Consider the following 23,596-nt stretch of genomic DNA (forward strand, 5'->3'; position numbering starts at 1 on the left):
TATTGTCCTCCGATTGGATTGCCACGTTTGGCGGATGGGTTAGTGCCTTGCCGCGCCTCGTGCAAGTGCGGCAATGCTGCCTGTGCAAGAATCGTGCTGAATCGGGTTCATGTTGGCGCTAAACATGCGCAGGTGGCGGTAAAGCGGCAGGATCGTGATGGATGAAACCGGGTTCTGGGGGCTGGCGGTGCTGGCGGCGGCGCTGGTCGGGATGGGCAAGGGCGGGCTGCCCGTGGTCGGTATGCTCGGCGTGCCGGTGCTGGCCTTTGCCGTGCCGCCGGTGGTGGCGACGGCGATTCTGGCGCCGGTCTATGTCGTGTCGGATATGTTCGGGCTGTGGGCCTATCGCCGCGATTTCGACCGGCGCGTGGTGGCGATCATGGGTGCGGGGGCGACGGTCGGTGTCGGGCTGGGCTGGGCGACGGCCCGGATCGTGCCCGAGGCTGCCGTGACGCTGATGATCGGGCTGATCGGTGCGGTGTTCGCGCTGCGTCTGATCTGGCAAAGCTGGCGCGGGCGTCAGCCGCCGCCGCGTCCGGCGCTGGTCGGGCCGGGGGTGTTCTGGGGCGTGGTGACGGGGTTCACCAGCTTTGTCAGCCATGCGGGCGCGCCGCCGTTTCAGGTTTACGCCCTGCCGCTGCGGATGAGCAAGGCGCGCTTTACCGGAACGACGACGGTGCTGTTTGCCTATGTCAATGCGATCAAGCTGTTGCCTTATTGGGCTTTGGGTGCGCTGAACTGGGGCAATATGGCGGTGTCGCTGTGGCTGTTGCTGCCTGCGGCGGCGGCGGTTTTTCTGGGGGTCTGGCTGGTCCGCGTGCTGCCCGAGCGGGCGTTTTTCGGCGCGGTGGTCTGGGCCTTGCTGGCGATTTCGCTGCGTCTGATCTGGGTGGCGCTGGTGTAGTGGGGGTTTCACACCCCCCTTGGCCCGGCCATAGGCCGGGCGTTCGTCGGGGAAAAGGTCCACTGGACCTTTTCCTGATCCTCCTCACCCCGTGGGATATTTAGGGACCAAAGATGGGGCGGTGCTGCGCTGCGGCGAAGGGGGTTGCCATCTGTTGCGTGTCGGGTCAGTCTGACGCAACTTTTGCCAGCTCTGAGGTTTTCATGGCCCGCCCTTACCGCTCTGTTCTGTATATTCCGGCCGCCAATGCCCGTGCGATGGAAAAGGCGCAGGCTTTGGCTGCCGATGCGATCATCTTTGATCTTGAGGATGCGGTGGCGCCCGATGCCAAGCCGGGCGCGCGCGAACAACTGGCCGCGGCTTTGGCCGGTGATTACGGGCGCCGCGCGCGGATCGTGCGCATCAACGGGCTGGAGACCGAATGGGGGGGCGATGACGCCCGTGCCGTGGCCGGGATGGCGGGTGTGGATGCCGTGCTGATCCCCAAGGTGAACAGCCCCGCCGATCTGGACCGTGTGGCCGCGCTGACCGGCGATCTGCCGCTGTGGGCGATGATGGAGACGGCGGCCGGGATGCTGAACGCCGCCGCCATTGCCGCGCATCCCCGCTTGCAGGGGATGGTGATGGGCACCAACGATCTGGCCAAGGAAATCGGCAGCCGCTTTCGGGCGGATCGTCTGGCCATGATGGCGGGGCTGGGGCTTTGCCTGCTGGCCGCCAAGGCGCATGGCCGGGTGATCGTGGACGGTGTGTTCAACGCCTTCAAGGACGAAGACGGGCTGCGTGTCGAATGCGAACAGGGCCGCGACATGGGCTTTGACGGCAAGACGCTGATCCATCCGGCGCAGCTTGAGGTGGCGAATGCCGCCTTTGCCCCGACCGAGGATGAAATCGCGCTGGCCCGCCGCCAGATCGCCGCCTTTGACGAGGCGGTGGCAGCGGGGCAGGGGGTTGCCGTTGTCGATGGCAGGATCGTTGAAAACCTGCATGTCGAAACCGCCAAGGCCACGCTGGACAAGGCCGAGGCCATCGCCGCCATGAACGGCTGAGGGGGCAGGATGTCGTTGCTGATCCTGATCCTTGGCGTGGCGCTGTGGTGGGCCGCGCATCTGTTTCGCCGCATCGCGCCCGATGCCCGTGCCGCCATGGGTGGGCAGGGGCGGGCCTATGTGGCCTTGGGGCTGTTGTTGTCGGTGGTGCTGATGGTGATCGGCTATCGCGGGGCGGGCGGGCCGTATTGGTGGGGCGCAACCGGCGCGACCAAGGGCATCAACAACCTGCTGGTGCTGGTTGCGGTTTACCTGTTCGCCGCCTCGGGGATGAAGACGCGCGCGGCGCGGGTCATCCGCCATCCGATGCTGACCGGCTTTGCGCTTTGGGCTTTTGCGCATCTGCTGCCGAATGGCGACCTGCCCTCGTTCGTGCTGTTCGGCGGGCTGCTGGCCTGGGCGCTGGTGGAAATGGCCGTGCTGAACCGGGCGCAGCCGGGCCGGACCCCGCCGCCGCCCGCGCCGATGCGCAAAGAGGTGATGGCCATCGTCGGCACGCTGGTCGTTTACGCGGTGATGGCGCTGGTTCATATCTGGCTGGGCTATAACCCGTTCGGAGGCTGACATGACCAAACTGTACCGCTGCATCACCGAGGATGACACCGCGCGCTTTTGCCACCGCGTGTCCGAGGCGCTTTCAAAAGGCTGGAGCCTGCACGGCAGCCCGACCATGGCGCATGATCCGGTTTCGGGCGTGATGCGCATGGGGCAGGCCGTGACCAAGGACGTTGCCACCGATTACCACCCCGATCTGAAACTGGGCGAACAATGACCAAGACCAATCCGGGCCGTTTCTTCGAGGATTACCGCATCGGGCAGGTGATCCGCCACGCCGTTCCCCGCACCGTGGCCGAGGGCGAGCGGGCGCTGTATCACGCGCTGTATCCGGCGCGTCATGCGCTGTATTCCAGCGATGAATTCGCCGCCGATTGCGGGCTGGACGGCAGTCCGATCGACGATCTGATCGCCTTTCATGTGGTGTTCGGCAAGACGGTGCCGGATGTCAGCCTGAATGCGGTGGCGAACCTTGGCTATGCGCAGGGGCGTTGGCTGGCCCCCGTCTGGCCGGGCGATACGCTGCGCTCGGAATCCGAGGTGATCGGGCTGAAGCAGAACAGCAACGGCAAGTCCGGCGTGGTCTATGTGCGCACGCGCGGGCTGAACCAGACCGGCGATGTGGTGCTGGACTATGTTCGCTGGGTGATGGTGCGCAAGCGTGATGCCGATGCGCCCGCGCCTGAAACCGTGGTGCCCGATCTGCCTGGCGTGGTGGACCCGGCCGATCTGGTCATCCCCGAGGGGCTGGATTTCAGCCGTTACGATTTTGATCTGGCGGGCGAGCCGCACCGCTGGGGCGATTACGCCATCGGCGAAAAGATCGACCATGTGGATGGCGTGACCATCGAGGAGGCCGAGCATATGCTGGCCACCCGCCTGTGGCAGAACACCGCCAAGGTGCATTTCGACGCCACCAACCGCGACGACGGGCGGCGGCTGATCTATGGCGGCCATGTCATCAGCATGGCGCGCGCGCTGTCCTTCAACGGGCTGGCGAATGCGCAGATGATCGTGGCGCTGAACGGCGGTGCCCATGCCAACCCCTGCTTTGCGGGCGATACCGTGCGCGCCTGGTCCGAAGTGCTGGACAAGGCCGAAACCGCCGCACCCGGCGTCGGCGCGATCCGGCTGCGGCTGGTGGCGACCAAGGGCGACAGCGCGGCATTCCCGCTGCGCGGCGCGGATGGCAAATACGCGCCCGATGTGCTGCTGGATCTGGATTACTGGGCCTTGATCCCGGTCTGATCCGCCCCTGCTATTTCCGTTGACGCCTGCGCCGCAGCGGCGCAGGCTTTTTCTTGACGGGCCGGGGGGAAATGCGGCATAAGTCCGTTATATGAACATGTGTTCAATAAACAGGGGGATGCGCAATGTTCACTCAAGGGATGGAATTCGATCTGGGCGAGGATGTGAACGCGCTGCGCGATATGGTGCATCGCTGGGCGCAGGACCGGGTGAAACCGCTGGCCGCGCAGGCTGACCAGACCAACGAATTCCCCAACGAACTCTGGACCGAAATGGGCGAGTTGGGCCTTTTGGGCATCACCGTGGCCGAGGAATTCGGTGGTTCCGGCATGGGCTATCTGGCGCATGTGATCGCGGTCGAGGAAATCGCGCGGGCCAGTGCCAGCATCAGCCTGTCCTATGGCGCGCATTCGAATCTGTGCGTGAACCAGATCAAGCTGAACGGCACCGACGAACAGCGCGCGAAATACCTGCCCAAGCTGTGCAGCGGCGAACATGTCGGCGCGCTGGCCATGTCGGAAGAAGGTGCCGGGTCGGATGTGGTCAGCATGAAGCTGCGGGCGGAAAAGCGCAACGACCGCTATGTGCTGAACGGCAACAAATACTGGATCACCAACGCCCCCGACGCGCAGACTTTGGTGGTTTACGCCAAGACCGACCCCGAGGCCGGGTCCAAGGGCATCACCGCCTTTATCGTCGAACGCGGCATGGCCGGGTTCAGCACCAGCCCGCATTTCGACAAGCTGGGGATGCGCGGGTCCAACACCGGCGAGCTGATCTTTGAAAACTGCGAGATCCCGTTCGAAAATGTCCTTGGCGAAGAAGGTCGCGGCGTGCGGGTGCTGATGTCGGGGCTTGATTACGAACGTCTGGTGCTGTCGGGAATCGGCACCGGCATCATGGCAGCCTGTCTGGACGAGGTGATGCCCTATGTCCGCGAGCGCAAGCAGTTCGGCCAGCCCATCGGCAATTTCCAACTGATGCAGGGCAAGATCGCCGATATGTATGTCGCGCTGAACACCGCCCGCGCCTATGTCTATGAGGTCGCCAAGGCCTGCGACGCGGGCAAGGTCACGCGGCAGGACGCGGCGGGCGCGGTGCTGTATGCCAGCGAACAGGGGATGGTGCAGGCGCATCAGGCGGTGCAGGCGCTTGGCGGGGCCGGGTTCCTGAACGACAGCGTGGTCAGCCGCCTGTTCCGCGACGCCAAGCTGATGGAGATCGGCGCGGGCACCAGCGAAATCCGCCGGATGCTGATCGGGCGCGAATTGATGAACCTGACCTGACATGTGATGCCGGGCGGGGGCCAGCCGGTCCCCGCCTTTTCATTCATAAAGGAAATCAACATGCTCCGTTATGCCATGATCGTTGCGGCCAGCTTGGTCGCGCTGCCGGCCGCCGCTCAGGACCGGCCGCATTATGACCCGGAAATTCTGACCGCCTGTCTGGGGGTGCGTGAAGGTGATAGCCGCGCGGCCTGTATCGGCATCGCATCGGCCCGTTGTATGGACAGTTCGACCGCAGGGATGACCGAATGTCTGGCGCAGGAAACCGCGCAGTGGGACGATATGCTGAACGCAGCCTATCAATCCATGCTGGATACCGCGCAGGCCGATGATGCTGAAATGGACCGGCTGGGGGTTGATGCGGCGCCCACCGAACCCCTGTTGCGTGACATGCAGCGGGCATGGATGGCCTATCGCGATGCGGCCTGCGCCTATGAGGCATCGAAATGGCAGGGCGGCACCAATGCAGGCCCGGCAACCCAGAGCTGCGCCATGTCGCTGACCGGCAGGCAGGCCATTGACCTGATGGCTCAGGCTGATTTTCAGCGCGCCCAGGCCGGGAACGGGGAATAGGCCGCGATGACAGCGACCACCCGCCATTGCCACGGAAAAACCCATGAAAAAGGGCGCATCCCGACGGAAATGCGCCCCGTTCCGGGTCGTGGGTGGCGGGTGTCAGAACTTCATCACATAGGATGCGCCGACGACCCACGGGTCGATATTGACGGTGCCGATCTTGTCCCCGTTCAGGTAAACATCGCTGTCAATGTCGATCCAGCGGACATTCGCGCGGATGGCGGAACGGTCGTTCAGCCAGTAATCGGTGCCCAGATTGGCCGCCAGACCCCAGCTGTGTTTCAGGCTCAGATCGCTGCCTGCCAGCGCGCCGGTGGCGTTGGCGGAAAAAAAGTTGGTCAGGTTCACGCCGACACCGACAAAGGGCTTCCACGCCGTGTTGGTGTCGAAGTGATAGTTCAGGCTGATGGTCGGCGGCAGGTGCTTGACGCTGCCGACCTTGCCCAGACCGTCGATGTTGATCTCATGCGAGAACGGCGTGGCGGCCAGCACCTCGACCCCGAGATTGTCGCGGACGAAATATTCCACCGTAATCGTGGGGCGGGCGCTGCTGCCGATATCGGTTTTCAGATCGCCGGCCAGCGTTCCGGGGCTGGATTTGGGCTGAACGCTGGCAACGCCCAGGCCGACGGTCCATTCGCCCTGCGACTGCGCAAAGGCGGGTGTGGCCAGCGCCAGTGCCAGCGCGGTCGTCACATAAATCGGTTTCATCTCATGGCTCCTCTGCCGGTTCGTGACGGTTTCGTGAATGTGCTGTGCGCTGCGCGATATGATCCAGATCAAACAATGCCTTACAGCACTGGTTCTGCGTCAACCTGCCGCGCCGCTGAACGCTGTGACGACCGGGAAAGGGGCCATGCCGCCGGTTTCCCACCTGATAATGCCGGCGCGGCAAGCCGCCCCCGGTCCCCGCAGCACACCAACCCCAAGGATATGACGGCATGAAACTGATTTCTTCGGCCATCCCTTCATCCGATGCCTTCAAGGCCAACCGTCAGGCGCATCTGGACCTGCTGACCACCGCGCGCGAGGCCGCGCTGGCCGCTGCCGCAGGCGGCGGTGCGGCGGCGATGGAGCGGCATATCAGCCGTGGCAAGATGGCTCCGCGGGATCGGGTGGCGAACCTGCTGGACCCCGGCTCGCCGTTTCTGGAAATCGGCGCGACGGCGGCGCATGGGATGTATGACGATGCCGCCCCCGGCGCGGGGGTGATTGCGGGTATCGGGCGGGTGCATGGGCAGGATGTGATGGTCGTCGCCAATGATGCCACCGTCAAGGGCGGCACCTATTACCCGATGACCGTCAAGAAACACCTGCGCGCGCAGGAAATCGCGGAACAGTGTCATCTGCCCTGCGTCTATCTGGTCGACAGCGGCGGGGCGAACCTGCCCAATCAGGACGAGGTGTTCCCCGACCGCGATCACTTTGGCCGCATCTTTTACAATCAGGCGCGGATGAGCGCCAAGGGTATCGCTCAGATCGCGGTGGTGATGGGGTCTTGCACGGCGGGCGGGGCCTATGTGCCGGCCATGTCGGATGTGACGATCATTGTGCGGGGTCAGGGCACGATCTTTCTGGCCGGTCCGCCGCTGGTCAAGGCCGCGACCGGCGAGGTGGTTTCGGCCGAGGATCTGGGCGGCGGCGATGTTCATACCCGGTTGTCGGGTGTGGCCGACTATCTGGCCGAGGATGACGCCCATGCGCTGGCCATGGCGCGGCGCGCCATCGGCAACCTGAACCGGCGTCTGCCCGATACCGTGGTCTGGCAATCGCCCGAAGACCCGGCCTATGACCCCGAGGACATCCTTGGCGTGGTGCCCGGCGATCTGCGCACCCCCTATGACATCCGCGAGGTGATCGCGCGGGTTGTAGACGGGTCGCGCTTTGACGAATTCAAGGCGCGGTTCGGGGAAACTCTGGTCACGGGGTTCGCACATATTCAGGGTTGCCCGGTCGGCATCATCGCCAATAACGGCGTGCTGTTTTCCGAGGCGGCGCAGAAGGGCGCGCATTTCATCGAACTGTGTTCGCAGCGCGGCACGCCGCTGATCTTTTTGCAGAACATCACCGGGTTCATGGTGGGCCGCAAATATGAAAACGAGGGCATCGCGCGGCATGGCGCCAAGATGGTGACGGCGGTGGCGACGACCAATGTGCCGAAGATCACCATGCTGGTGGGCGGGTCGTTCGGGGCCGGAAACTATGGCATGTCGGGGCGCGCCTACAGCCCGCGTTTCCTGTGGACCTGGCCGAACAGCCGCATTTCGGTGATGGGCGGCGAACAGGCGGCGGGGGTTCTGGCCACCGTCCGCCGCGACGGGATCGAGCGCAAGGGCGGCACCTGGTCGCCCGAGGAAGAGGCCGAATTCAAGCGCCCCACCATCGAGATGTTCGACCGCCAGTCGCATCCGCTGTATGCCAGCGCGCGGTTGTGGGATGATGGCATCGTCGATCCGCGCAAGACCCGCGACGTTTTGGGCCTGTCGCTGCGCGCCAGTCTGAATGCGCCGATTGAACCGACGCGCTTTGGCGTTTTCCGTATGTGAGGATGGCTATGACGGGTGCCTCCGGCGGGGATATTTATGGACCAAAGATGCCGCTGGCGGTTCGCTGGCCGGGGGCGCGGTTCTGCGATTTCGGCGACAGTGCCGATCTGTCGGCGCATCTGTTGGGGCTGATCCGCGCGGGTGTCAAAACGGCGACATGTGGTGCTTTGCGCGATTATCAGGCGGCGGGCGATCCGGTGCCGCGCGCGGGCGATGTGATGATTGCGCGCGATCATGCGGGCCGTCCGGCGCTGGTTTACGAACTGACCGAGGTGGTGGTTCGCCCCTTTTGCGAGGTGCCCGAGGATTTCGCCTTGGCCGAGGGCGAGGGTGATTTCGCCGCCTGGCGCGCCGGACATCAGGCGTATTTTGCCCGCAATGGCGGCTTTGCGCCGGATATGCCACTGGTCTGCGAGCGGTTTCGTCTGGTCGAGGTGCTGGCGTGATCCGGGTCTGGCAGGGCGACATCACGACCTTGGCCGTGGATGCCATCGTCAATGCGGCCAATGAAAGCCTGCTGGGTGGCGGTGGTGTTGATGGCGTCATTCACCGCGCCGCCGGTCCGGGATTGCTGGCGGAGTGTCGCGGCCTTGGCGGTTGCCCCACCGGTCAGGCGCGGATCACTGGCGGGTATGATCTGCCGGCGCGCCATGTCATCCATACCGTTGGCCCGGTCTGGCGGGGTGGCGGGATGGGCGAGGCAGAGCTGCTGGCCGATGCCTATCGCAATTCGCTGGCGCTTGCGCGGCAGGCCGGGCTGCGCAGCATTGCCTTTCCCGCGATCTCGACCGGGGTTTATCGCTTTCCGCCCGATCAGGCGGCGCGCATCGCGGTTGCGGCTATGGGTGCGCATGGTGCCGGGCTGGATGTGACGCTGGTCGCCTTTGATGCCGCCTCGGCTGCGGTGCTGGAGCGGGCGCTTGCCGGGGGGCAGGGATGATGCGGTTGGCCGTTTCCCCGGCGGGCGTTATAGGTGGGGCCTGTGTTTCAACGGATGAGTGCGCCATGACCCGTTCCCCCCTTAACCTTACCCCCGCAGGTGCCGCATGAATGTCGGTGCCGTCATCATTGGCCGGAACGAGGGCGAACGGCTGGTCCGTGCCCTTGCCGCCGCGCGCCGCGATCTGTCGCCCATCGTTTATGTTGACAGCGGATCGACCGATGGCAGCGTTCAGGCGGCTTTGGCGGCGGGTGCCGTGGTGGTCGAACTGGACATGTCGCAGCCCTTTACGGCGGCGCGGGCGCGGAACGCGGGCTTTGCGGCCTTTGGCGACAGCCCGCCAGAGTTCGTGCAGTTCATCGACGGCGATTGCGAGATGGTGCCGGGCTGGACCGACACCGCGCTGGCCTTTCTGGCCGCCAACCCCAAGGCCGCCATCGCCGCGGGCCGGGTGCGCGAGCGCCACCCCGAGGCCAGCGTCTACAACCGGCTGTGTGACGCCGAGTGGGACACTCCTGTAGGTGAAGCCGATGCGGTCGGCGGTATCTTTATGGCCCGGTCGGCGGCGTTTGCGGCCGTGGGCGGCTTTGATCCCACGCTGATCGCGGGCGAGGAACCCGAGCTGTGCCGTCGCCTGCGCGGGGCGGGCTGGACGATCTGGCGGCTGGATGCCGAAATGACGCTGCATGACGCGGCGATGACCCGCTTTGGCCAGTGGTGGCGGCGCGCGCGCCGGGGCGGCCATGCAGCGGCCGAAGGCGCGGCCTTGCCGGGGCCGGTGCCCGATGTGATTGCGCAGGGGCAGGCCCGGCGGGCGCTGATCTGGGGCGCGGCGATCCCTGCCGTGGTGGTGCTGGCTGCGCTGTTCGTGTCGCCATGGGCCTTGCTGCTGTTGCTGGTTTACCCGGTGCAGATCGCGCGTCTGGCGCGGCGCGGGCGGGGCTGGGAATGGGCCGCATTCAATACGCTGGGGAAATTCCCCGAAGCCCTGGGTGCGCTGCGGTTTTATCTGGGTCGGCTGACGCGGCGCCGTCAGGGCCTGATCGAATATAAATAACGGCCCGTGCGGCCGGAAAGGGAGGGGAAATGTTCGCCAAGATCCTGATCGCCAACCGGGGCGAGATTGCCTGCCGCGTGATCGACACCTGCCGCCGTCTGGGCGTGTCGCCGGTCGCGGTCTATTCCGATGCGGATCGCGGCGCGCGTCATGTCGCGCTGGCCGATGAGGCGGTGCATATCGGCGGCCCCGCGCCTGCCGACAGTTACCTGCGCGGCGATGTCATCATTCAGGCGGCGCTGGATACCGGCGCGCAGGCGATCCACCCCGGCTATGGCTTTCTGTCGGAAAACCCCGATTTCGTCGATGCGGTGCAGGCGGCGGGTCTGGCGTTCATCGGCCCTGACGCGGCGGCGATCCGCGCCATGGGGCTGAAGGATGCCGCCAAGGAGTTGATGGACAAGGCCGGGGTGCCGGTCGTTCCCGGCTATCAGGGCGACAATCAGGACGCCGCCCATCTGGAATCCGAGGCGGGCAAGATCGGCTATCCGGTGCTTATCAAGGCGGTGGCAGGCGGCGGCGGCAAGGGGATGCGGCTGGTCGAACGCGCCGCCGATTTCGCCGCCGCGCTGGATTCGGCGCAATCCGAGGCGGCCAAGGCCTTTGGCAACCCGAATGTGCTGATCGAGAAATACATCCAGCAGCCCCGCCATATCGAAGTGCAGGTCTTTGGCGACGGCACCCGTGCCGTGCATCTGTTCGAACGCGACTGTTCCTTGCAGCGCCGTCACCAGAAGGTCATCGAGGAAGCCCCGGCCCCCGACATGCCCGAAAACGTCCGCGCCGTGATGGGGGCGGCGGCGGTTCGTGCCGCCGAGGCGATCGGCTATAAAGGGGCGGGCACGATTGAATTCATCGTCGATGGCTCGGGCGGGCTGCGCGAGGACGGGTTCTGGTTCATGGAAATGAACACTCGTCTGCAAGTCGAACATCCCGTGACCGAGGCGATCACCGGCGTCGATCTGGTCGAATGGCAGTTGCGCGTGGCGGCGGGCGAACCCTTGCCCGCGCAGCAGCAAGACCTGTCGATCAAGGGTCACGCCTTTGAAGCGCGGCTTTACGCCGAAGATGTGCCCGCCGGGTTCCTGCCCGCCACCGGCACGCTGGCGCATCTGGCCTTTCCCGATGGCGCACGGATCGAAACCGGCGTGCGGCAGGGCGACAGCATCAGCCCGTGGTATGACCCGATGATCGCCAAGATCATCACCCATGGCGCCACCCGCGCCATTGCCCTGCGCGCGATGGAATCGGCGCTGATCGACACCGAGGTGGCGGGGTCTGTCACCAACCTCGAATTCCTGATCGCACTGACGCGGCATCAGGGCTTTAACAAGGGCGAGGTGGACACCGGGCTGATCGGGCGCGACCTTGATGCGCTGGTCGCCGCCAGCGAACCCGATCCGCGCACCCGTGCGCTGGCCGTGATCGGGCTGGCGGGCCTTGCCGCACCCGATGCGCGTGGCGGCATGACCCTGTGGCAACCGCTGCGCCGCACGGTGACATGGGACGGCGGCGAGGCCGTGATCGAGGTGCAAGGCCCCGGTTCGGCCCGCGTCACGCTGGACGACGGCAGCGCGCATGAGGTGCGCTGGCAGTCGGGGCGCTGGTGGGTCGATGACAGCCTGCGGCGCAGTCGCATCATCAGCCATCCGGCGGGGGTGTCGGTCTTTGGCGGGCGCAGCCTGACCCTGGTGCCGCTGGACCCGCTGGACCGCGCGGCCGAGGAAACCGGCGGCGGGCTGACGCTTTCGCCCATGCCGGGGCTGGTGAAATCGGTATTCGTTCAGGCGGGCCAGCAGGTCGCGGCGGGCGACCGGCTGTGCATCCTCGAAGCGATGAAGATGGAACACACCCTGACCGCCGCCCGCGATGGCACCGTGGCCGAGGTGCTGGCGCAGGCCGGCGATCAGGTCGAGGCCGGCGCTCCGCTGATCCGGCTGCAAGATGACGCCGAGGCGGCGGCATGATCCACCTGCACCACGCCCCCGGCTCGCGCAGTTTTCGGGTGATCTGGCTGCTAGAGGAACTGGGCCTCGATTACGCGCTGACGGCCTATGATTTCGCTGACGGCAGCCTGCGCAGCCCCGATCATCTGGCGCGTTCTCCGGCGGGCAAGGTGCCGGCGCTGGAAATCGACGGCACCGCGCTGTTCGAATCCGGTGCCATCCTGCAATACCTGACCGAGCGTGCGGGCCAACTGGCCCCCGCGTCCGGGGCGGCGGAACGCGCCGATTTCCTGCAATGGCTGCACTTTGCCGAAACGCAGGCGATCTGCGTTCAGAACCTGAACATCCAGTATAACTTCATCCGTCCCGAAAGCGCGCGATCCGTGCCGTTCATCAAGCTGGAAACCAGACGGCTGGCCCTCAGCGCCCGCGCTCTGGAATCGCGCCTGACCGGGCGCGACTACCTGCTGGACAGCGGCTTTTCCGCCGCCGACTGCATGTTCGGCTTTAACGTGCGGTCGCTGTTCCACTTTTTGCCCGCCGATGACTACCCGGCCACCGCCGCATGGTGGTCGCGAATGCAGACACGCCCGGCCTGCGCCCGCGCCCTGACGCGCGAAGGCGGCGATATGCTGACACGGGATTTTTATGAGGTGCCTGATGAACCGCGTTGAAATCTTTGAAATGGGTCCGCGCGACGGGCTGCAAAACGAAAAGCGGCTGATCCCGGCGGCAGACAAGATCGCGCTGGTGGACCTGCTGTCACAGGCGGGGTTCCGGCGCATCGAAGTCACCAGCTTTGTCAGCCCGAAATGGGTGCCGCAGATGGCCGACGCGGCGCAGGTGATGGCGGGCATCACCCGCGCCCCCGGCGTCAGCTATGCGGTGCTGACCCCGAACACCAAGGGCTATGACGCCGCCCGCGCCGCCCGCGCCGACGAGGTGGCCATCTTCGCCAGCGCATCCGAGGGGTTCTCCAGGGCCAACCTCAACGCCACCATCGCCGAAAGCCTGGAACGGTTTGCCCCGGTGGCGCAGGCGGCCAAGTCCGACGGAATCCGGGTGCGCGGCTATGTCTCGGTGGTGACGGATTGCCCCTTCGACGGCCCGACGCCGCCCGAAAACGTCGCCCGCGTCGCCGCCGCGCTGCGCGATATGGGCTGCTATGAAATCAGCCTTGGCGACACCATCGGGCAGGGCCGCCCCGAAACCATCGACGCCATGCTGGCCGCCGTGCTGAACGAACTGCCCGCCGAACAACTGGCGGGCCATTACCACGACACGGCGGGCCGGGCACTGGCCAATATCGACGCCAGCCTCGCGCGAGGCCTGCGCGTGTTCGACGCAGCCGTGGGCGGGCTTGGCGGTTGCCCCTATGCGCCCGGCGCGCAAGGCAATGTCGCCACCGAAGCGGTCGCCGCCCATCTGGCCGCACAGGGCTATGACACCGGGCTGGATATGCAGATCATCGACAAAGCCGCCGCCATGGCGCAGGCGCTGCGAAAGGGAAGCCATGTTTGAAACCATCAGGATCGACACCGACACGCGCGGCGTAGCCACACTGACCTTGGCCCGCGCCGAAAAACACAACGCCCTGTCGGCGCAGATGATCGACGAACTGACGCAGGCGGCCAAACAGCTTGGCGATGATCCCTCCGTGCGCGTCGTGGTGCTGGCGGCCGAGGGCAAATCCTTCTGCGCGGGCGGCGATCTGGGCTGGATGCGCGACCAGATCGTCGCCGATGCCGAAACCCGCGCGGCGGGTGCCCGCAATCTGGCAATGATGCTGTTTTCGCTGAACACGCTGCCCAAGCCGCTGATCGCCCGCGTGCAGGGCAACGCTTTTGGCGGCGGCGTCGGCATGATGGCGGTCAGCGACGTGGTGATCGCCGCCGACAGCGCCAGCTTTGGCCTGACCGAGGTCAAGCTGGGCCTGATCCCGGCCACCATCGGCCCCTATGTTCTGGCCCGCATGGGCGAAGACAAGGCGCGCCGGGTGTTCTTTTCCGCCCGCCTGTTCGGCGCAGACGAAGCCGAACGGCTGAACCTCGTCAGCCGCGTGGTCCCGGCCGATGCGCTGGACGACGCGATCGAGGCCGAAATCGCCCCCTATATGGCCGCAGCCCCCGGTGCCGTCGCCGCCGCCAAGGCGCAATGCCGCGCCTATGGCCCGCAGATCGACCCGGCGCGGATCGAAGACAGCATCACCCGGCTGGTCGCGGCATGGCAAGGCGACGAAGCCCCCGAAGGAATCGCGGCATTCTTCGACAAACGCAAAGCAAACTGGGTGCGCTGACCACGACCCAATTCAGACGCGGCGCGGCCTTATTCAGCGCCGCGCCCGCCGCTTCCTGTTTGTTGAAATACGCATCTTGGGGCACGACCGGCCCAATCGACGCCAACCTCGCCCCTTGCCGCAAGCCACTCATTCACCCGCCCAAACGGCCGCGACCCGAAAAAGCCGCGCCGCGCCGACAGGGGCGAGGGATGCGCGCTCTCGATCACCAGATCATCGGCCCCCGGCAAACCGGCAGCGGCCTTTTGCGCATGGCCGCCCCACAGGATAAAGGCGATGGGGCGGTGGCGCTGCGCTTCGGCGATGGCCTGACGGGCCAGCCGATCCCAGCCCCAGCGGGCATGAGCCCCCGCCGCGCCGGGTTCCACCGACAGGGATGTGTTCAGCAGCAACACCCCCTGAGCGGCCCAATGCGACAGGTCGCCGGTTTCAGGCGCCGCGCCAAGATCGTCGCGCAATTCTCTGAAAATATTTGACAAAGACCGGGGCAGGGGCGTTTCCGGCGTCACCGAAAACGCCAGCCCGTTGGCATGGCCGGGGGTGGGATAGGGGTCTTGCCCCCAAATCACCACGCGCGCGCGATCCGGTGGCACCGCATCAAGCGCGGCAAAGACGCGCGCGGGGCCGGGCAGCCAGTCGCTGACCCGCTCCAACCGGGTGCGGATGGCGGGCCAGTCGTCGGTAAAGAACGGCAGATGCGCCCATGCGGCGGGCGGAATCATGCCTCGGGCGGGCCGGTGACATCGGCCAGTGCGATCAGCCTGGCCTTGGCCGCGCCGCTGTCGATGGATTCGGCGGCCCGCGCCGCGCCTTCGCGCAGATCGGCGGCAGCGCCCGCAATCACCAGCGCCGCCGCCGCGTTCAGCAGCACGGCATCGCGGTAAGCCCCGGTCGCGCCATCCAGCAACGCGCGGAAGGCGGCAGCGTTTTCCGACGGCTCGCCGCCGATGATCGCCTCGAACGGGTGAACCGGCAGGCCCGCATCCTCGGGGTGGAGGGTGAATTCCGTCACCTTGCCGCCATCCAGCGCCGCAACCCATGATTCACCGGCGATGGACAGCTCGTCCGTGCCATCGCCGCCATGCACCAGCCAGGCCGCGTCAGACCCCAGATCGCGCAGCACCTCGGCCATGGGCCGCAGCCAGTCGCGGCTGAATGCGCCGGTCAACTGCCGCCGCACCGAGGCCGGATTCGTCAGCGGCCCCAGCAGGTTAAAGATCGTGCGCGTGCCCAGTTCGGCGCGCGGAGCGCCAACGTGGCGCATCGCCGGGTGGTGCATCGGCGCCATCATAAAGCAGATGCCCGCCCGGCTCAGCGCATCTTGTGCCACCGCCGGGCCGCCCATGACATTGATGCCCATCTGGGTCAGCGCATCCGCCGCGCCCGATTTCGACGACAGGTTGCGGTTGCCATGCTTGGCCACCGGCACCCCCGCGCCCGCGACGACAAAGGCGGTGGCGGTGGAAATGTTCAGCGTTCCCTTGCCATCGCCGCCGGTGCCCACGATGTCGATCGCCCCCTCGGGCGCGGTGATGCGGTTCATGCGGGCGCGCATACTGCGGGCGGCGGCGGCGATTTCATCGACCGTTTCGCCCCGCACCCGCAGCGCCATCAGCAGGCCGCCGATCTGTGCGGGCGTGGCGGCTCCGTCGAACAGCGCGCCAAAGGCGGCCTCGGCCTCGGTTCCGGTCAGGGGGCGGGTGGCGGCAAGGCCGATCAGCGGGCGGATGTCTGCCGGGGCGGTCATGCGGCGGCCTTTCGCGGGGCACAGCGGCCAAGGAAGGTTTCGATCATCGCGTGCCCGTGTTCCGAAGCGATGGATTCGGGGTGGAACTGCACGCCTTCGATGGGCAGATCGTTGTGGATCACCCCCATGATCGTGCCATCCCCGGCCCGCGCCGTCACCCGCAGCACATTGGGCAGGCTGTCGGGCGCAATCGTCAGCGAGTGATAGCGCGTCGCCCGCAGCGGCGAGGGCAGGCCGGTGAAAACCCCGGTGCCGTCGTGGATCATCTCGTCAACCTTGCCATGCAGGATACGGTCGGCGCGGATGATGCGGCCGCCAAACGCCTCGCCGATGGACTGGTGGCCAAGGCACACCCCCAGCAGCGGGATGCGCGTTTCCGCCACCGCCGCGATCAGCGGCAGGCAGATCCCCGCCTGCGCCGGATCGCAGGGACCGGGCGAGATCACGATCCCGTCGGGTTCCAGCGCCAGGGCCTGATCCACCGTCAGGGCATCATTGCGCCGCACATCGACCGTGGCCCCCGCTTCGCCCAGATAATGCACCAGATTCCATGTAAAGCTGTCATAATTGTCGATCAGCAGGATGCGAGGCGTATGCTTCATGGCGGTTCCTTGGCCGGGGGTTGTTTCCCCCGTGAAAATGACCCGCTATAGATGGGCCATCCGGCGGCAGGGGGTCAACCCCGGCCGGGCGGAAGGCTGAAAGAAACGTAAAGACGGCGGGCAGATGGCAAAGGGTTTTGCAGCGGGGCTTTTTCAGGGGCTGCTGGTCGGAGCAGCCGGGCTGATGGTGCTGTCGCTGGCGCTGCCCTTGGCGCAGCCCGCCCCCGAATCCCGCCCGTCTGCGACGGAACAGGAACCACAGCCAGGCACCCCCGCACCTGCCGCGACGCCCGCGCAGGATGGTGACAGCGCGCCGCCAGCCCTTGCGCCGCCCACCCCCGCGCCTGCGGATGACACGCCGCCCGAGGCTGAAACCGCGATTCCCCCCGAAATGCCTGCCGCGCCTGCGGCCCCGGCCCGCGATGCGCAGGCGGATGATCTGCCGCTGCCCACGGGGTCTGAATTCGGGCGCGGTCCCGATGGCCCGCCTGCCGCACCTGCGCCGATGGAGCTGCCCCCGGCGCGCGCGCCCGAGGTCGCCCCGCCCGCGCCCGAGGCAGATCAAGCCCCGCAGGCCGCCCTGTCGGATGCGGGCGATCAGCCGGTTGCGCCGGAACCCGCCGCGCCGATTGTGCCCGCGCCTGATGTTTCGCCCGCGCCGGTGATGCCGCAGCCGGTGGCCCCGGCGCTGGAACGCCCGGCCACGCCCGGCGCGCCGGATGTTGCGGTGCAGCCCGACCTTATGCCGGATGTCACCGGCGCATTTGACGATGCGCAGCCGGATGCGGTGGCTGAAACCACGCCCGAGCCGCAGGCCGAGGCCGCGCAACCCGCTGAAACCGCGCCTGCCGCTGAAACCGCCACGCCGCCGCAACCCGCGCCGGACATGCCGTCACGCGGCGCGCCGCCTCTTGATCTGTCCACACCGCCCGCCCTTGACCGGCTGGCGCCTTTGCAGGGGAATTGAATGATCCCGCTTAACCGCAGCATCGCCGCCACCTTCAGCCCGCCCGTGATGGAGGCGCGGCGCTGGTTGGCCGGGGTCACGTTCCCGCCGGATCGCCCGCTGATGAACGTCTCGCAGGCGGCACCGGCCTTGCCGCCCCCCGATGATCTGCGCCGCGCCATGGCTCAGGCAATGCTGGGCGATGACGCCGCGCATCTGTATGGGCCGGTTCTGGGCAATGACGATCTGCGGCAGGCTCTGGCCGATGACTGGTCGGCGTTCTACCGTGCCCCGGTCACGGCGGATCATGTCGCCATCACCCAGGGCTGCAATCAGGCGTTCTGCGCGGCGATTGCCACGCTGGCCGGGCCGGGCGATGAGATCCTGCTGCCGGTGCCGTGGTATTTCAACCACAAGATGTGGCTGGACATCAGCGGCATTCGCGCGGTGCCGCTGCCCTGCGACGGGCAGATGATGCCGCAGCCCGATCTGGCCCGCGCGCTGATCGGCAGCCGCACCCGCGCCATCGTGCTGGTCACGCCCAACAACCCGACCGGCGCGGAATATCCCGCCGGGCTGATCCGCGCCTTTTACGATCTGGCGTGCGAACACGGGCTGGCGCTGATTCTGGATGAAACCTATCGCGACTTTCACAGCCTTGCATCCCTGCGGGGCGAGCCGCCGCATGATCTGCTGACCGATCCCGACTGGGGCGAAACGCTGATCCAGCTTTATTCCTTTTCCAAAAGCTATCGCCTGACCGGGCATCGCACCGGCGCGCTGATCGCCGCGCCCGACCGGATGGTTCAGGTGGAAAAATGGCTGGATACGGTGGCGATCTGCGCCGGGCAGGCGGGGCAGATCGGTGCAACCTATGGTCTGCGCCATCTGGGCGACTGGCTGGCGGGCGAGCGTGATGAAATCCTGCGCCGCCGTCTGGCCTGCCTGCACCACCTTGACCGGCTGCCGGGGTGGAAGTTGAAAAGCTGCGGTGCCTATTTCGCCTGGATCGAACATCCGTTCAAGGCAAGCTCGGCCGATCTGGCGCCGCAACTGGTGCGCGAATCCCGCGTGCTGGCGTTGCCCGGAACGATGTTCATGCCGGGCGACAATCCCGATGGCCCGCGCCATTTCCGCATCGCCTATGCCAATATCGACAGCGACGGCATCGCGGCACTGGCGGAACGGCTGTCACAATTCCGGGGCTGACGCCGGGCTTGTGATGGCCGCGCCATCGCCCTAAAGAACCCCGACGAGCGAAAAACGACAAGAGGCTGGGATGAAGAACCTGCGCACCCACGGCAAATCCACCATCGTCTGGGTCTTGATGGGGCTGATGGTGCTGGGATTGGGCGGCTTTGGCGTCACGACCTTTTCCGGCGGGTCGAGTGCTGTCGGATCGGTCGGCGAAACCGAGATCACGGCGGATCAATACAGCCGCGCCCTGCGCAGCGAACTGAACAGCTATTCCCAGCAGATGGGCCAGCATTTCACCATGGCGCAAGCGCAGGCCGTCGGTCTGCCGCAGGCGGTGCAGGGCCAGTTGTTCGGTGCCGCCGCACTGGCCGAAGAGGCGCGCCGCATCGGCCTGTCGGTCGGGGACGAACGGATCGCGCAGACGATTACCGCCATCCCGGCCTTTCGCGGCCCCTCGGGCAGCTTTGATCGCGCCGCCTATGCCGACCTGTTGCGCCGCGAACGGCTGACCGAAGGCGAATTCGAACGCGAACTGCGTCAGGACGAGGCGCGGATGATCCTGCAACGCGCCGTCGCGGGCGGGATCGTCGCGCCGGAACCTCTGGTCGGGCGCACCGCAGGCTGGATTCTGGAAACCCGCGATTTCACCTGGCGCGAGTTGACGGCGGCGGATCTGCCGCACAGCATCGACGACCCCGATCAGGCCATTCTTGAGGCATGGCATCAGGCCAACGCTCCGCGCTTTACCGCGCCCGAGGTTCGCAAGATCAGCTATATCTGGCTGACCCCGGAAATGCTGGCCGATACGGTAGAGCTGGACGAAACCGCGCTGCGCGATCTGTATCAGACGCGCATCAGCGATTACCAACAGCCTGAACGGCGCATGGTGGAACGGCTGGTCATGCCATCCGCCGAAGCCGCGGACGAGGCAAAGGCACGGCTGGACGCGGGCGAGATCACCTTTGCGCAACTGGTTGCCGAACGCGGGCTGACGCTGGACGACATTGATCTGGGCGAGGTGTCGCAGGATCAGCTTGGCACAGCGGGCGAGGCGGTGTTTGCGCTGGACGGCCCCGGAATCGCCGGTCCGGTGGATACGTCGCTGGGGCCGGCGCTGTTTTCGATGAACGCGATTCTGGAACCGCGCAGCATCAGCTTTGAACAGGCCGAACCCGATCTGCGCGCCGAAGCCGCCGCAGACCGCGCCCGCCGGATCATCTCCGAACGGTCAACCGCAATCGAGGACAGCCTTGCCTCGGGTGCTTCGCTGGAAGATGCGGCGCAGGAAAACGATATGCAGGTCGGGCAGATCGACTGGACCGAAGGCTTCACCGGCGACGATCACAGCACCATCGCCAACTATCCCGCCTTCCGCGAACAGGCCGCCGTGGTCGCCGCCGAGGATTTCCCGCAACTGTTCGAACTGGATGATGGCGGCGTGTTCGCCCTGCGTCTGGACGAGGTGGTGCCCCCGGCGCTGCGCCCCTATGACGAGGTGGCAGATGATGTGCTGACCGACTGGCGGCAGGCCGAAACCCTGCGCCTGCTGCTCCAGCAGGCCGAAGAAGACCGCGTGGCCGCTGTCGCCGCCACAACGCCGGTTCCCGCGAACGGCACCGACACCGGCGCTGACGAAGCCGCCGCACCGGCCCCCGCCGCGCAAGCGCCGCAGGGCACCGCACAGACGAATATGGGCCGCGATGGCTGGATCGACGGCGTGCCGCCCGATGTGATCGCCCGCGCCTTCAGCATCACCGAGCCGGGCGATACCGAAATCGCCGAGGCGCAGGGCCGGGTGTTTCTGATAACGCTGGACGCCATCCACGCCGCCGATCTGTCGGTCGAACAGGCGGGGCAGGTGCTGAATGCGGTGCGGATGCAGGCGCAGCGGTCGTTGCAGCAGGATGTGTTCGATTACTTTACCCGCGCCATTCAGACCCAAGCCGGGGTGACGATCAATCAGAACGTCATCAACATGGTGCATACGCAGGCTCAATGATGGATCTCTCGCCCGATTTCGCAAGTTTTGAACGCGGTTGGGAGGCGGGTCGCAACCAGCTTGTCACCCTGCGGCTGGCCGCCGATCTGGACACGCCCGTCAGCCTGATGCTGAAACTGGCCGAGGCGCAGCCGCTGTCCTTCATGCTGGAATCGGTGACGGGCGGCGAGGTGCGGGGCCGTTACTCGATCGTCGGGATGAAGCCCGATCTGATCTGGGAATGCCGTGGCACGCAGGCGCGGATCAACCGGCAGGCGCGGTTCTCTGACGAGTTTCAGCCCGATGACCGCCCGGTGCTGGACAGCCTGCGCGCACTGATCGCCGAAAGCCGCATCGACATGCCCGACGGCATTCCGCCGGTGGCGGCGGGGCTGTTCGGCTATCTGGGCTATGACATGATCCGGCTGGTCGAACATCTGCCCGATGTGAATCCCGACCCGCTGAACCTGCCCGATGCGATGCTGCTGCGCCCCTCGGTCGTGGCGGTTCTGGATGGCGTCAAGGGCGAGGTGACGCTGTGCGCCCCCGCCTGGTTCGACCCGGCGCTGCCCGCCCGCGCCGCCTATGCCCAGGCGGCCGAGCGCGTGACCGAGGCGCTGCGTTCGCTCGACCGTCAACCGTCCGAGCCGCGCGCCCTTGGCCGCGATGCGCAGGTGGGCGAACCCGTCAGCAACTTTGCCAAGGCCGATTATCTGGCCGCCGTCGAACGCGCCAGGGAATATATCCGCGCGGGCGACATCTTTCAGGTGGTGCCGTCGCAACGCTGGCGGATGGATTTCCCGCTACCGCCCTTTGCGCTGTATCGCAGCCTGCGCCGCACCAACCCGTCGCCTTTCATGTTTTTCCTGAACATGGGCGGGTTCCAGATCGTCGGCGCCAGCCCGGAAATTCTGGTCCGCCTGCGCGATGGCGAAGTCACGATCCGCCCCATCGCCGGCACCCGCCCGCGCGGCGCGAACGAGGCCGAGGATCGCGCGTTAGAGGCCGATCTGCTGGGCGATCAAAAAGAGCTGGCCGAACATCTGATGCTGCTGGATCTGGGCCGCAACGATGTGGGCCGGGTGGCGAAAATCGGCACCGTGCGCCCGACCGAACAGTTCATCATCGAACGCTATAGCCACGTCATGCACATCGTGTCGAACGTGGTCGGCGAATTGCGCGAGGGCGAGGACGCGCTGTCCGCCTTGCTGGCCGGTCTGCCCGCAGGCACCGTCAGCGGTGCGCCCAAGGTTCGCGCGATGCAGATCATCGACGAACTGGAGCCGGAAAAGCGTGGTGTCTATGGCGGCGGTGTCGGCTATTTCGCCGCCAATGGTGAAATGGACATGTGCATCGCCCTGCGCACCGGCGTCATCAAGGATGGCGCGCTGTATCTGCAATCGGGGGGCGGCGTCGTCTATGACAGCGACCCCGAGGCCGAATATCAGGAAACCGTCAACAAAAGCCGCGCCTTGCAACGCGCGGCCGAAGGGGCGGCGCGTTTTGCCACCGGCAACAACTGAGCCGGCGCAGTTAAAACACACAAAATTTGAAATTAAAGTCGCGCAGTTCTTGCGCGACAAGATCTTCATTGCCCCCATAGAGTTCCGACATGGCGCAGACCGATTATCATGTATGGCTTTTCAACGTCGATGATTTTCCATTGACCGATCCCGCGTATGATTTTTTCAAGAACAGCGACCGGCCCACGTTTCAGATTGGCAGCACGTTCTCATTCGCCGCCGTGGGCGAGGCGCAGCCGATCACCGTCAGCGATAACAACAATTCGTTGACCGACAGGGATACAGATACCGACAGCCAGATCCAGTTCATAAATTTTGCCGATCCGGATCAGACCGTTACCGTGAAAGGTGGACAGGTCTGGGGCAATGACACCCAGTTGGAAACCGCGTGGGAGGTCAGCCTGACGGGATCGGACGGGGTCAGGCTGAAAGTCTGGGGCGTGACCTTCAACCAGCACGACAATGACGTGCAGGCGTTTTTCACCACCGCCGATCTGCAAACCGGCGTCACCTATACCATCACCGCTTATTCGACCAACAGCGGGGCGGGCTATGCTGCGCTGGTGTGTTTCGCGTGCGGAACGCTGATCGAAACGCCCGATGGCCCGCGCCCGGTCGAAGGGCTGCGCAAGGGCGATCTGGTGCTGACCAATACGGGCGCGATCCGCCCGATCCGCTGGATCGGGGCGCGGCATGTGACGGCGGCGCAGATGCAGCGTGACCCGCGGCTAAAGCCGATCCGCATCGGGCAGGGCGCACTGGCCCCCGGCGTGCCGCGCCGTGATCTGCTGGTGTCGCCGCAGCATCGGATTTTGCTGCGATCCGCCATTGCCCGCACCATGTTTGGCACGGATGAGGTGCTGACCCCCGCCGTTCACCTGCTGACCGCGCCGGGGATCGAGCGGGTCGAAACGCCGCGCGATCTGTCCTATCACCACATCATGCTGGACAGCCACGACATCCTGCTGTCGGAAGGGGCCGAAACCGAAAGCCTGCTGCCCGGTCCGATTGCGCTGGCCAGCCTGTCCTCGGCGGCGCGCATCGAAATTCTGACGCTGTTTCCCGAACTGGGCACGATGGTCATGCCTGCCGCGCGCATGATCCCGCCGGGGGCGCGAACGCGTAGGCTGGTCGAACGGCACATACGCAACAACAAACCGCTGTCCACCGCGCGCCTCTGATCCGCGCCGCGCGATATGA

24 protein-coding genes are annotated in these 23,596 nt (G+C 66.1%); 20 read left to right on the forward strand and 4 right to left on the reverse strand.

What is annotated here, in order from left to right; all coding sequences use genetic code 11:
- Nucleotides 1-157: 157 nt before the first annotated feature.
- From Q4G14_RS11920 to Q4G14_RS11950, 7 genes are all read left to right on the forward strand, one after another.
- On the forward strand, nucleotides 158-904 hold the full coding sequence (locus Q4G14_RS11920; RefSeq protein WP_303362024.1) for a sulfite exporter TauE/SafE family protein: 747 nt from the start codon (nucleotides 158-160) through the stop codon (nucleotides 902-904).
- Between the two features lie 203 nt (nucleotides 905-1,107).
- A complete protein-coding gene (locus Q4G14_RS11925) occupies nucleotides 1,108-1,953 on the forward strand; it encodes a CoA ester lyase (RefSeq protein ID WP_303361975.1) in 846 nt (281 codons plus the stop codon).
- Nucleotides 1,954-1,968: 15 nt separating this feature from the next.
- Nucleotides 1,969-2,517 carry an NnrU family protein gene (locus Q4G14_RS11930; RefSeq protein ID WP_303362025.1) on the forward strand — a complete coding sequence of 183 codons (549 nt, stop codon included), beginning with the start codon at nucleotides 1,969-1,971 and terminating at the stop codon, nucleotides 2,515-2,517.
- 1 nt (nucleotide 2,518) lies between these two features.
- A complete protein-coding gene (locus Q4G14_RS11935; RefSeq protein ID WP_303361976.1) occupies nucleotides 2,519-2,725 on the forward strand; it encodes a DUF1737 domain-containing protein in 207 nt (68 codons plus the stop codon).
- Nucleotides 2,722-3,756, forward strand: a complete 1,035-nt coding sequence (locus Q4G14_RS11940) for a MaoC family dehydratase (protein ID WP_303361977.1) — start codon at nucleotides 2,722-2,724, stop codon at nucleotides 3,754-3,756. The genes Q4G14_RS11935 and Q4G14_RS11940 overlap by 4 nt, the downstream gene beginning before the upstream one ends.
- Before the next feature lie 125 nt (nucleotides 3,757-3,881).
- Nucleotides 3,882-5,042 (forward strand): isovaleryl-CoA dehydrogenase, encoded by a 1,161-nt coding sequence (locus Q4G14_RS11945; protein WP_303361978.1) that lies wholly within the window; start codon nucleotides 3,882-3,884, stop codon nucleotides 5,040-5,042.
- Between the two features lie 60 nt (nucleotides 5,043-5,102).
- Nucleotides 5,103-5,615, forward strand: coding sequence for a lysozyme inhibitor LprI family protein (locus Q4G14_RS11950; protein ID WP_303361979.1), 513 nt, complete (start codon nucleotides 5,103-5,105; stop codon nucleotides 5,613-5,615).
- Between the two features lie 102 nt (nucleotides 5,616-5,717).
- Here the strand turns inward: Q4G14_RS11950 and Q4G14_RS11955 are convergent, their stop codons facing one another.
- Nucleotides 5,718-6,329 (reverse strand): OmpW family protein, encoded by a 612-nt coding sequence (locus Q4G14_RS11955; RefSeq protein ID WP_303361980.1) that lies wholly within the window; start codon nucleotides 6,327-6,329, stop codon nucleotides 5,718-5,720.
- A gap of 230 nt (nucleotides 6,330-6,559) precedes the next feature.
- On the opposite strand from Q4G14_RS11955, the gene Q4G14_RS11960 reads away from it, so the two are divergent.
- From Q4G14_RS11960 to Q4G14_RS11995, 8 genes are all read left to right on the forward strand, one after another.
- Nucleotides 6,560-8,164 carry a carboxyl transferase domain-containing protein gene (locus tag Q4G14_RS11960; RefSeq protein ID WP_303361981.1) on the forward strand — a complete coding sequence of 535 codons (1,605 nt, stop codon included), beginning with the start codon at nucleotides 6,560-6,562 and terminating at the stop codon, nucleotides 8,162-8,164.
- Nucleotides 8,165-8,211: 47 nt separating this feature from the next.
- Entirely contained in the window at nucleotides 8,212-8,610 is a 399-nt protein-coding gene (locus Q4G14_RS11965) for an ASCH domain-containing protein (protein ID WP_303361982.1), read from the forward strand.
- Nucleotides 8,607-9,104: an O-acetyl-ADP-ribose deacetylase gene (locus Q4G14_RS11970; protein WP_303361983.1), complete on the forward strand. Its 498-nt coding sequence runs from the start codon at nucleotides 8,607-8,609 to the stop codon at nucleotides 9,102-9,104. The genes Q4G14_RS11965 and Q4G14_RS11970 overlap by 4 nt, the downstream gene beginning before the upstream one ends.
- A gap of 106 nt (nucleotides 9,105-9,210) precedes the next feature.
- Entirely contained in the window at nucleotides 9,211-10,161 is a 951-nt protein-coding gene (locus Q4G14_RS11975; RefSeq protein WP_303361984.1) for a glycosyltransferase family 2 protein, read from the forward strand.
- 29 nt (nucleotides 10,162-10,190) lie between these two features.
- Entirely contained in the window at nucleotides 10,191-12,128 is a 1,938-nt protein-coding gene (locus Q4G14_RS11980) for an acetyl/propionyl/methylcrotonyl-CoA carboxylase subunit alpha (protein WP_303361985.1), read from the forward strand.
- Nucleotides 12,125-12,781, forward strand: coding sequence for a glutathione S-transferase family protein (locus Q4G14_RS11985; protein WP_303361986.1), 657 nt, complete (start codon nucleotides 12,125-12,127; stop codon nucleotides 12,779-12,781). Before Q4G14_RS11980 ends, Q4G14_RS11985 begins: the two co-directional genes overlap by 4 nt.
- Entirely contained in the window at nucleotides 12,768-13,628 is an 861-nt protein-coding gene (locus Q4G14_RS11990; RefSeq protein WP_303361987.1) for a hydroxymethylglutaryl-CoA lyase, read from the forward strand. The genes Q4G14_RS11985 and Q4G14_RS11990 overlap by 14 nt, the downstream gene beginning before the upstream one ends.
- Nucleotides 13,621-14,403: a crotonase/enoyl-CoA hydratase family protein gene (locus tag Q4G14_RS11995; RefSeq protein ID WP_303361988.1), complete on the forward strand. Its 783-nt coding sequence runs from the start codon at nucleotides 13,621-13,623 to the stop codon at nucleotides 14,401-14,403. Before Q4G14_RS11990 ends, Q4G14_RS11995 begins: the two co-directional genes overlap by 8 nt.
- Nucleotides 14,404-14,432: 29 nt before the next feature.
- On the opposite strand, the gene Q4G14_RS12000 is transcribed toward Q4G14_RS11995, so the two are convergent.
- The 3 genes from Q4G14_RS12000 to Q4G14_RS12010 are packed head-to-tail and all read right to left on the reverse strand — an operon-like array spanning nucleotide 14,433 to nucleotide 16,752.
- On the reverse strand, nucleotides 14,433-15,125 hold the full coding sequence (locus tag Q4G14_RS12000; RefSeq protein WP_303361989.1) for a uracil-DNA glycosylase: 693 nt from the start codon (nucleotides 15,123-15,125) through the stop codon (nucleotides 14,433-14,435).
- Complete coding sequence (trpD, locus tag Q4G14_RS12005) at nucleotides 15,122-16,150, reverse strand: anthranilate phosphoribosyltransferase (RefSeq protein WP_303361990.1); 1,029 nt, start codon at nucleotides 16,148-16,150, stop codon at nucleotides 15,122-15,124. Before trpD ends, Q4G14_RS12000 begins: the two co-directional genes overlap by 4 nt.
- Complete coding sequence (locus Q4G14_RS12010) at nucleotides 16,147-16,752, reverse strand: aminodeoxychorismate/anthranilate synthase component II (RefSeq protein WP_303361991.1); 606 nt, start codon at nucleotides 16,750-16,752, stop codon at nucleotides 16,147-16,149. Before Q4G14_RS12010 ends, trpD begins: the two co-directional genes overlap by 4 nt.
- 124 nt (nucleotides 16,753-16,876) lie before the next feature.
- Here Q4G14_RS12010 and Q4G14_RS12015 point away from each other — a divergent pair, with 124 nt between their 5' ends.
- The 5 genes from Q4G14_RS12015 to Q4G14_RS12035 all read left to right on the forward strand — a co-directional run bounded on the left by Q4G14_RS12015 (nucleotide 16,877) and on the right by Q4G14_RS12035 (nucleotide 23,577).
- The gene (locus tag Q4G14_RS12015; RefSeq protein WP_303361992.1) at nucleotides 16,877-17,719 is read left to right on the forward strand and encodes a hypothetical protein; all 843 of its coding nucleotides are present in this window, start codon (nucleotides 16,877-16,879) and stop codon (nucleotides 17,717-17,719) included.
- On the forward strand, nucleotides 17,720-18,907 hold the full coding sequence (locus Q4G14_RS12020) for an aminotransferase (protein WP_303361993.1): 1,188 nt from the start codon (nucleotides 17,720-17,722) through the stop codon (nucleotides 18,905-18,907). It abuts the gene before it with no gap.
- Between the two features lie 70 nt (nucleotides 18,908-18,977).
- Nucleotides 18,978-20,894, forward strand: a complete 1,917-nt coding sequence (locus Q4G14_RS12025; protein ID WP_303361994.1) for a peptidylprolyl isomerase — start codon at nucleotides 18,978-18,980, stop codon at nucleotides 20,892-20,894.
- Nucleotides 20,894-22,396 (forward strand): anthranilate synthase component I, encoded by a 1,503-nt coding sequence (gene trpE, locus Q4G14_RS12030; protein WP_303362026.1) that lies wholly within the window; start codon nucleotides 20,894-20,896, stop codon nucleotides 22,394-22,396. The genes Q4G14_RS12025 and trpE overlap by 1 nt, the downstream gene beginning before the upstream one ends.
- A gap of 89 nt (nucleotides 22,397-22,485) precedes the next feature.
- On the forward strand, nucleotides 22,486-23,577 hold the full coding sequence (locus Q4G14_RS12035; RefSeq protein ID WP_303361995.1) for a Hint domain-containing protein: 1,092 nt from the start codon (nucleotides 22,486-22,488) through the stop codon (nucleotides 23,575-23,577).
- The last annotated feature ends 19 nt before the right edge of the window (nucleotides 23,578-23,596 follow it).

It is taken from the genome of Paracoccus sp. (in: a-proteobacteria), assembly GCF_030538755.1.
Classification (GTDB): domain Bacteria; phylum Pseudomonadota; class Alphaproteobacteria; order Rhodobacterales; family Rhodobacteraceae; genus Paracoccus.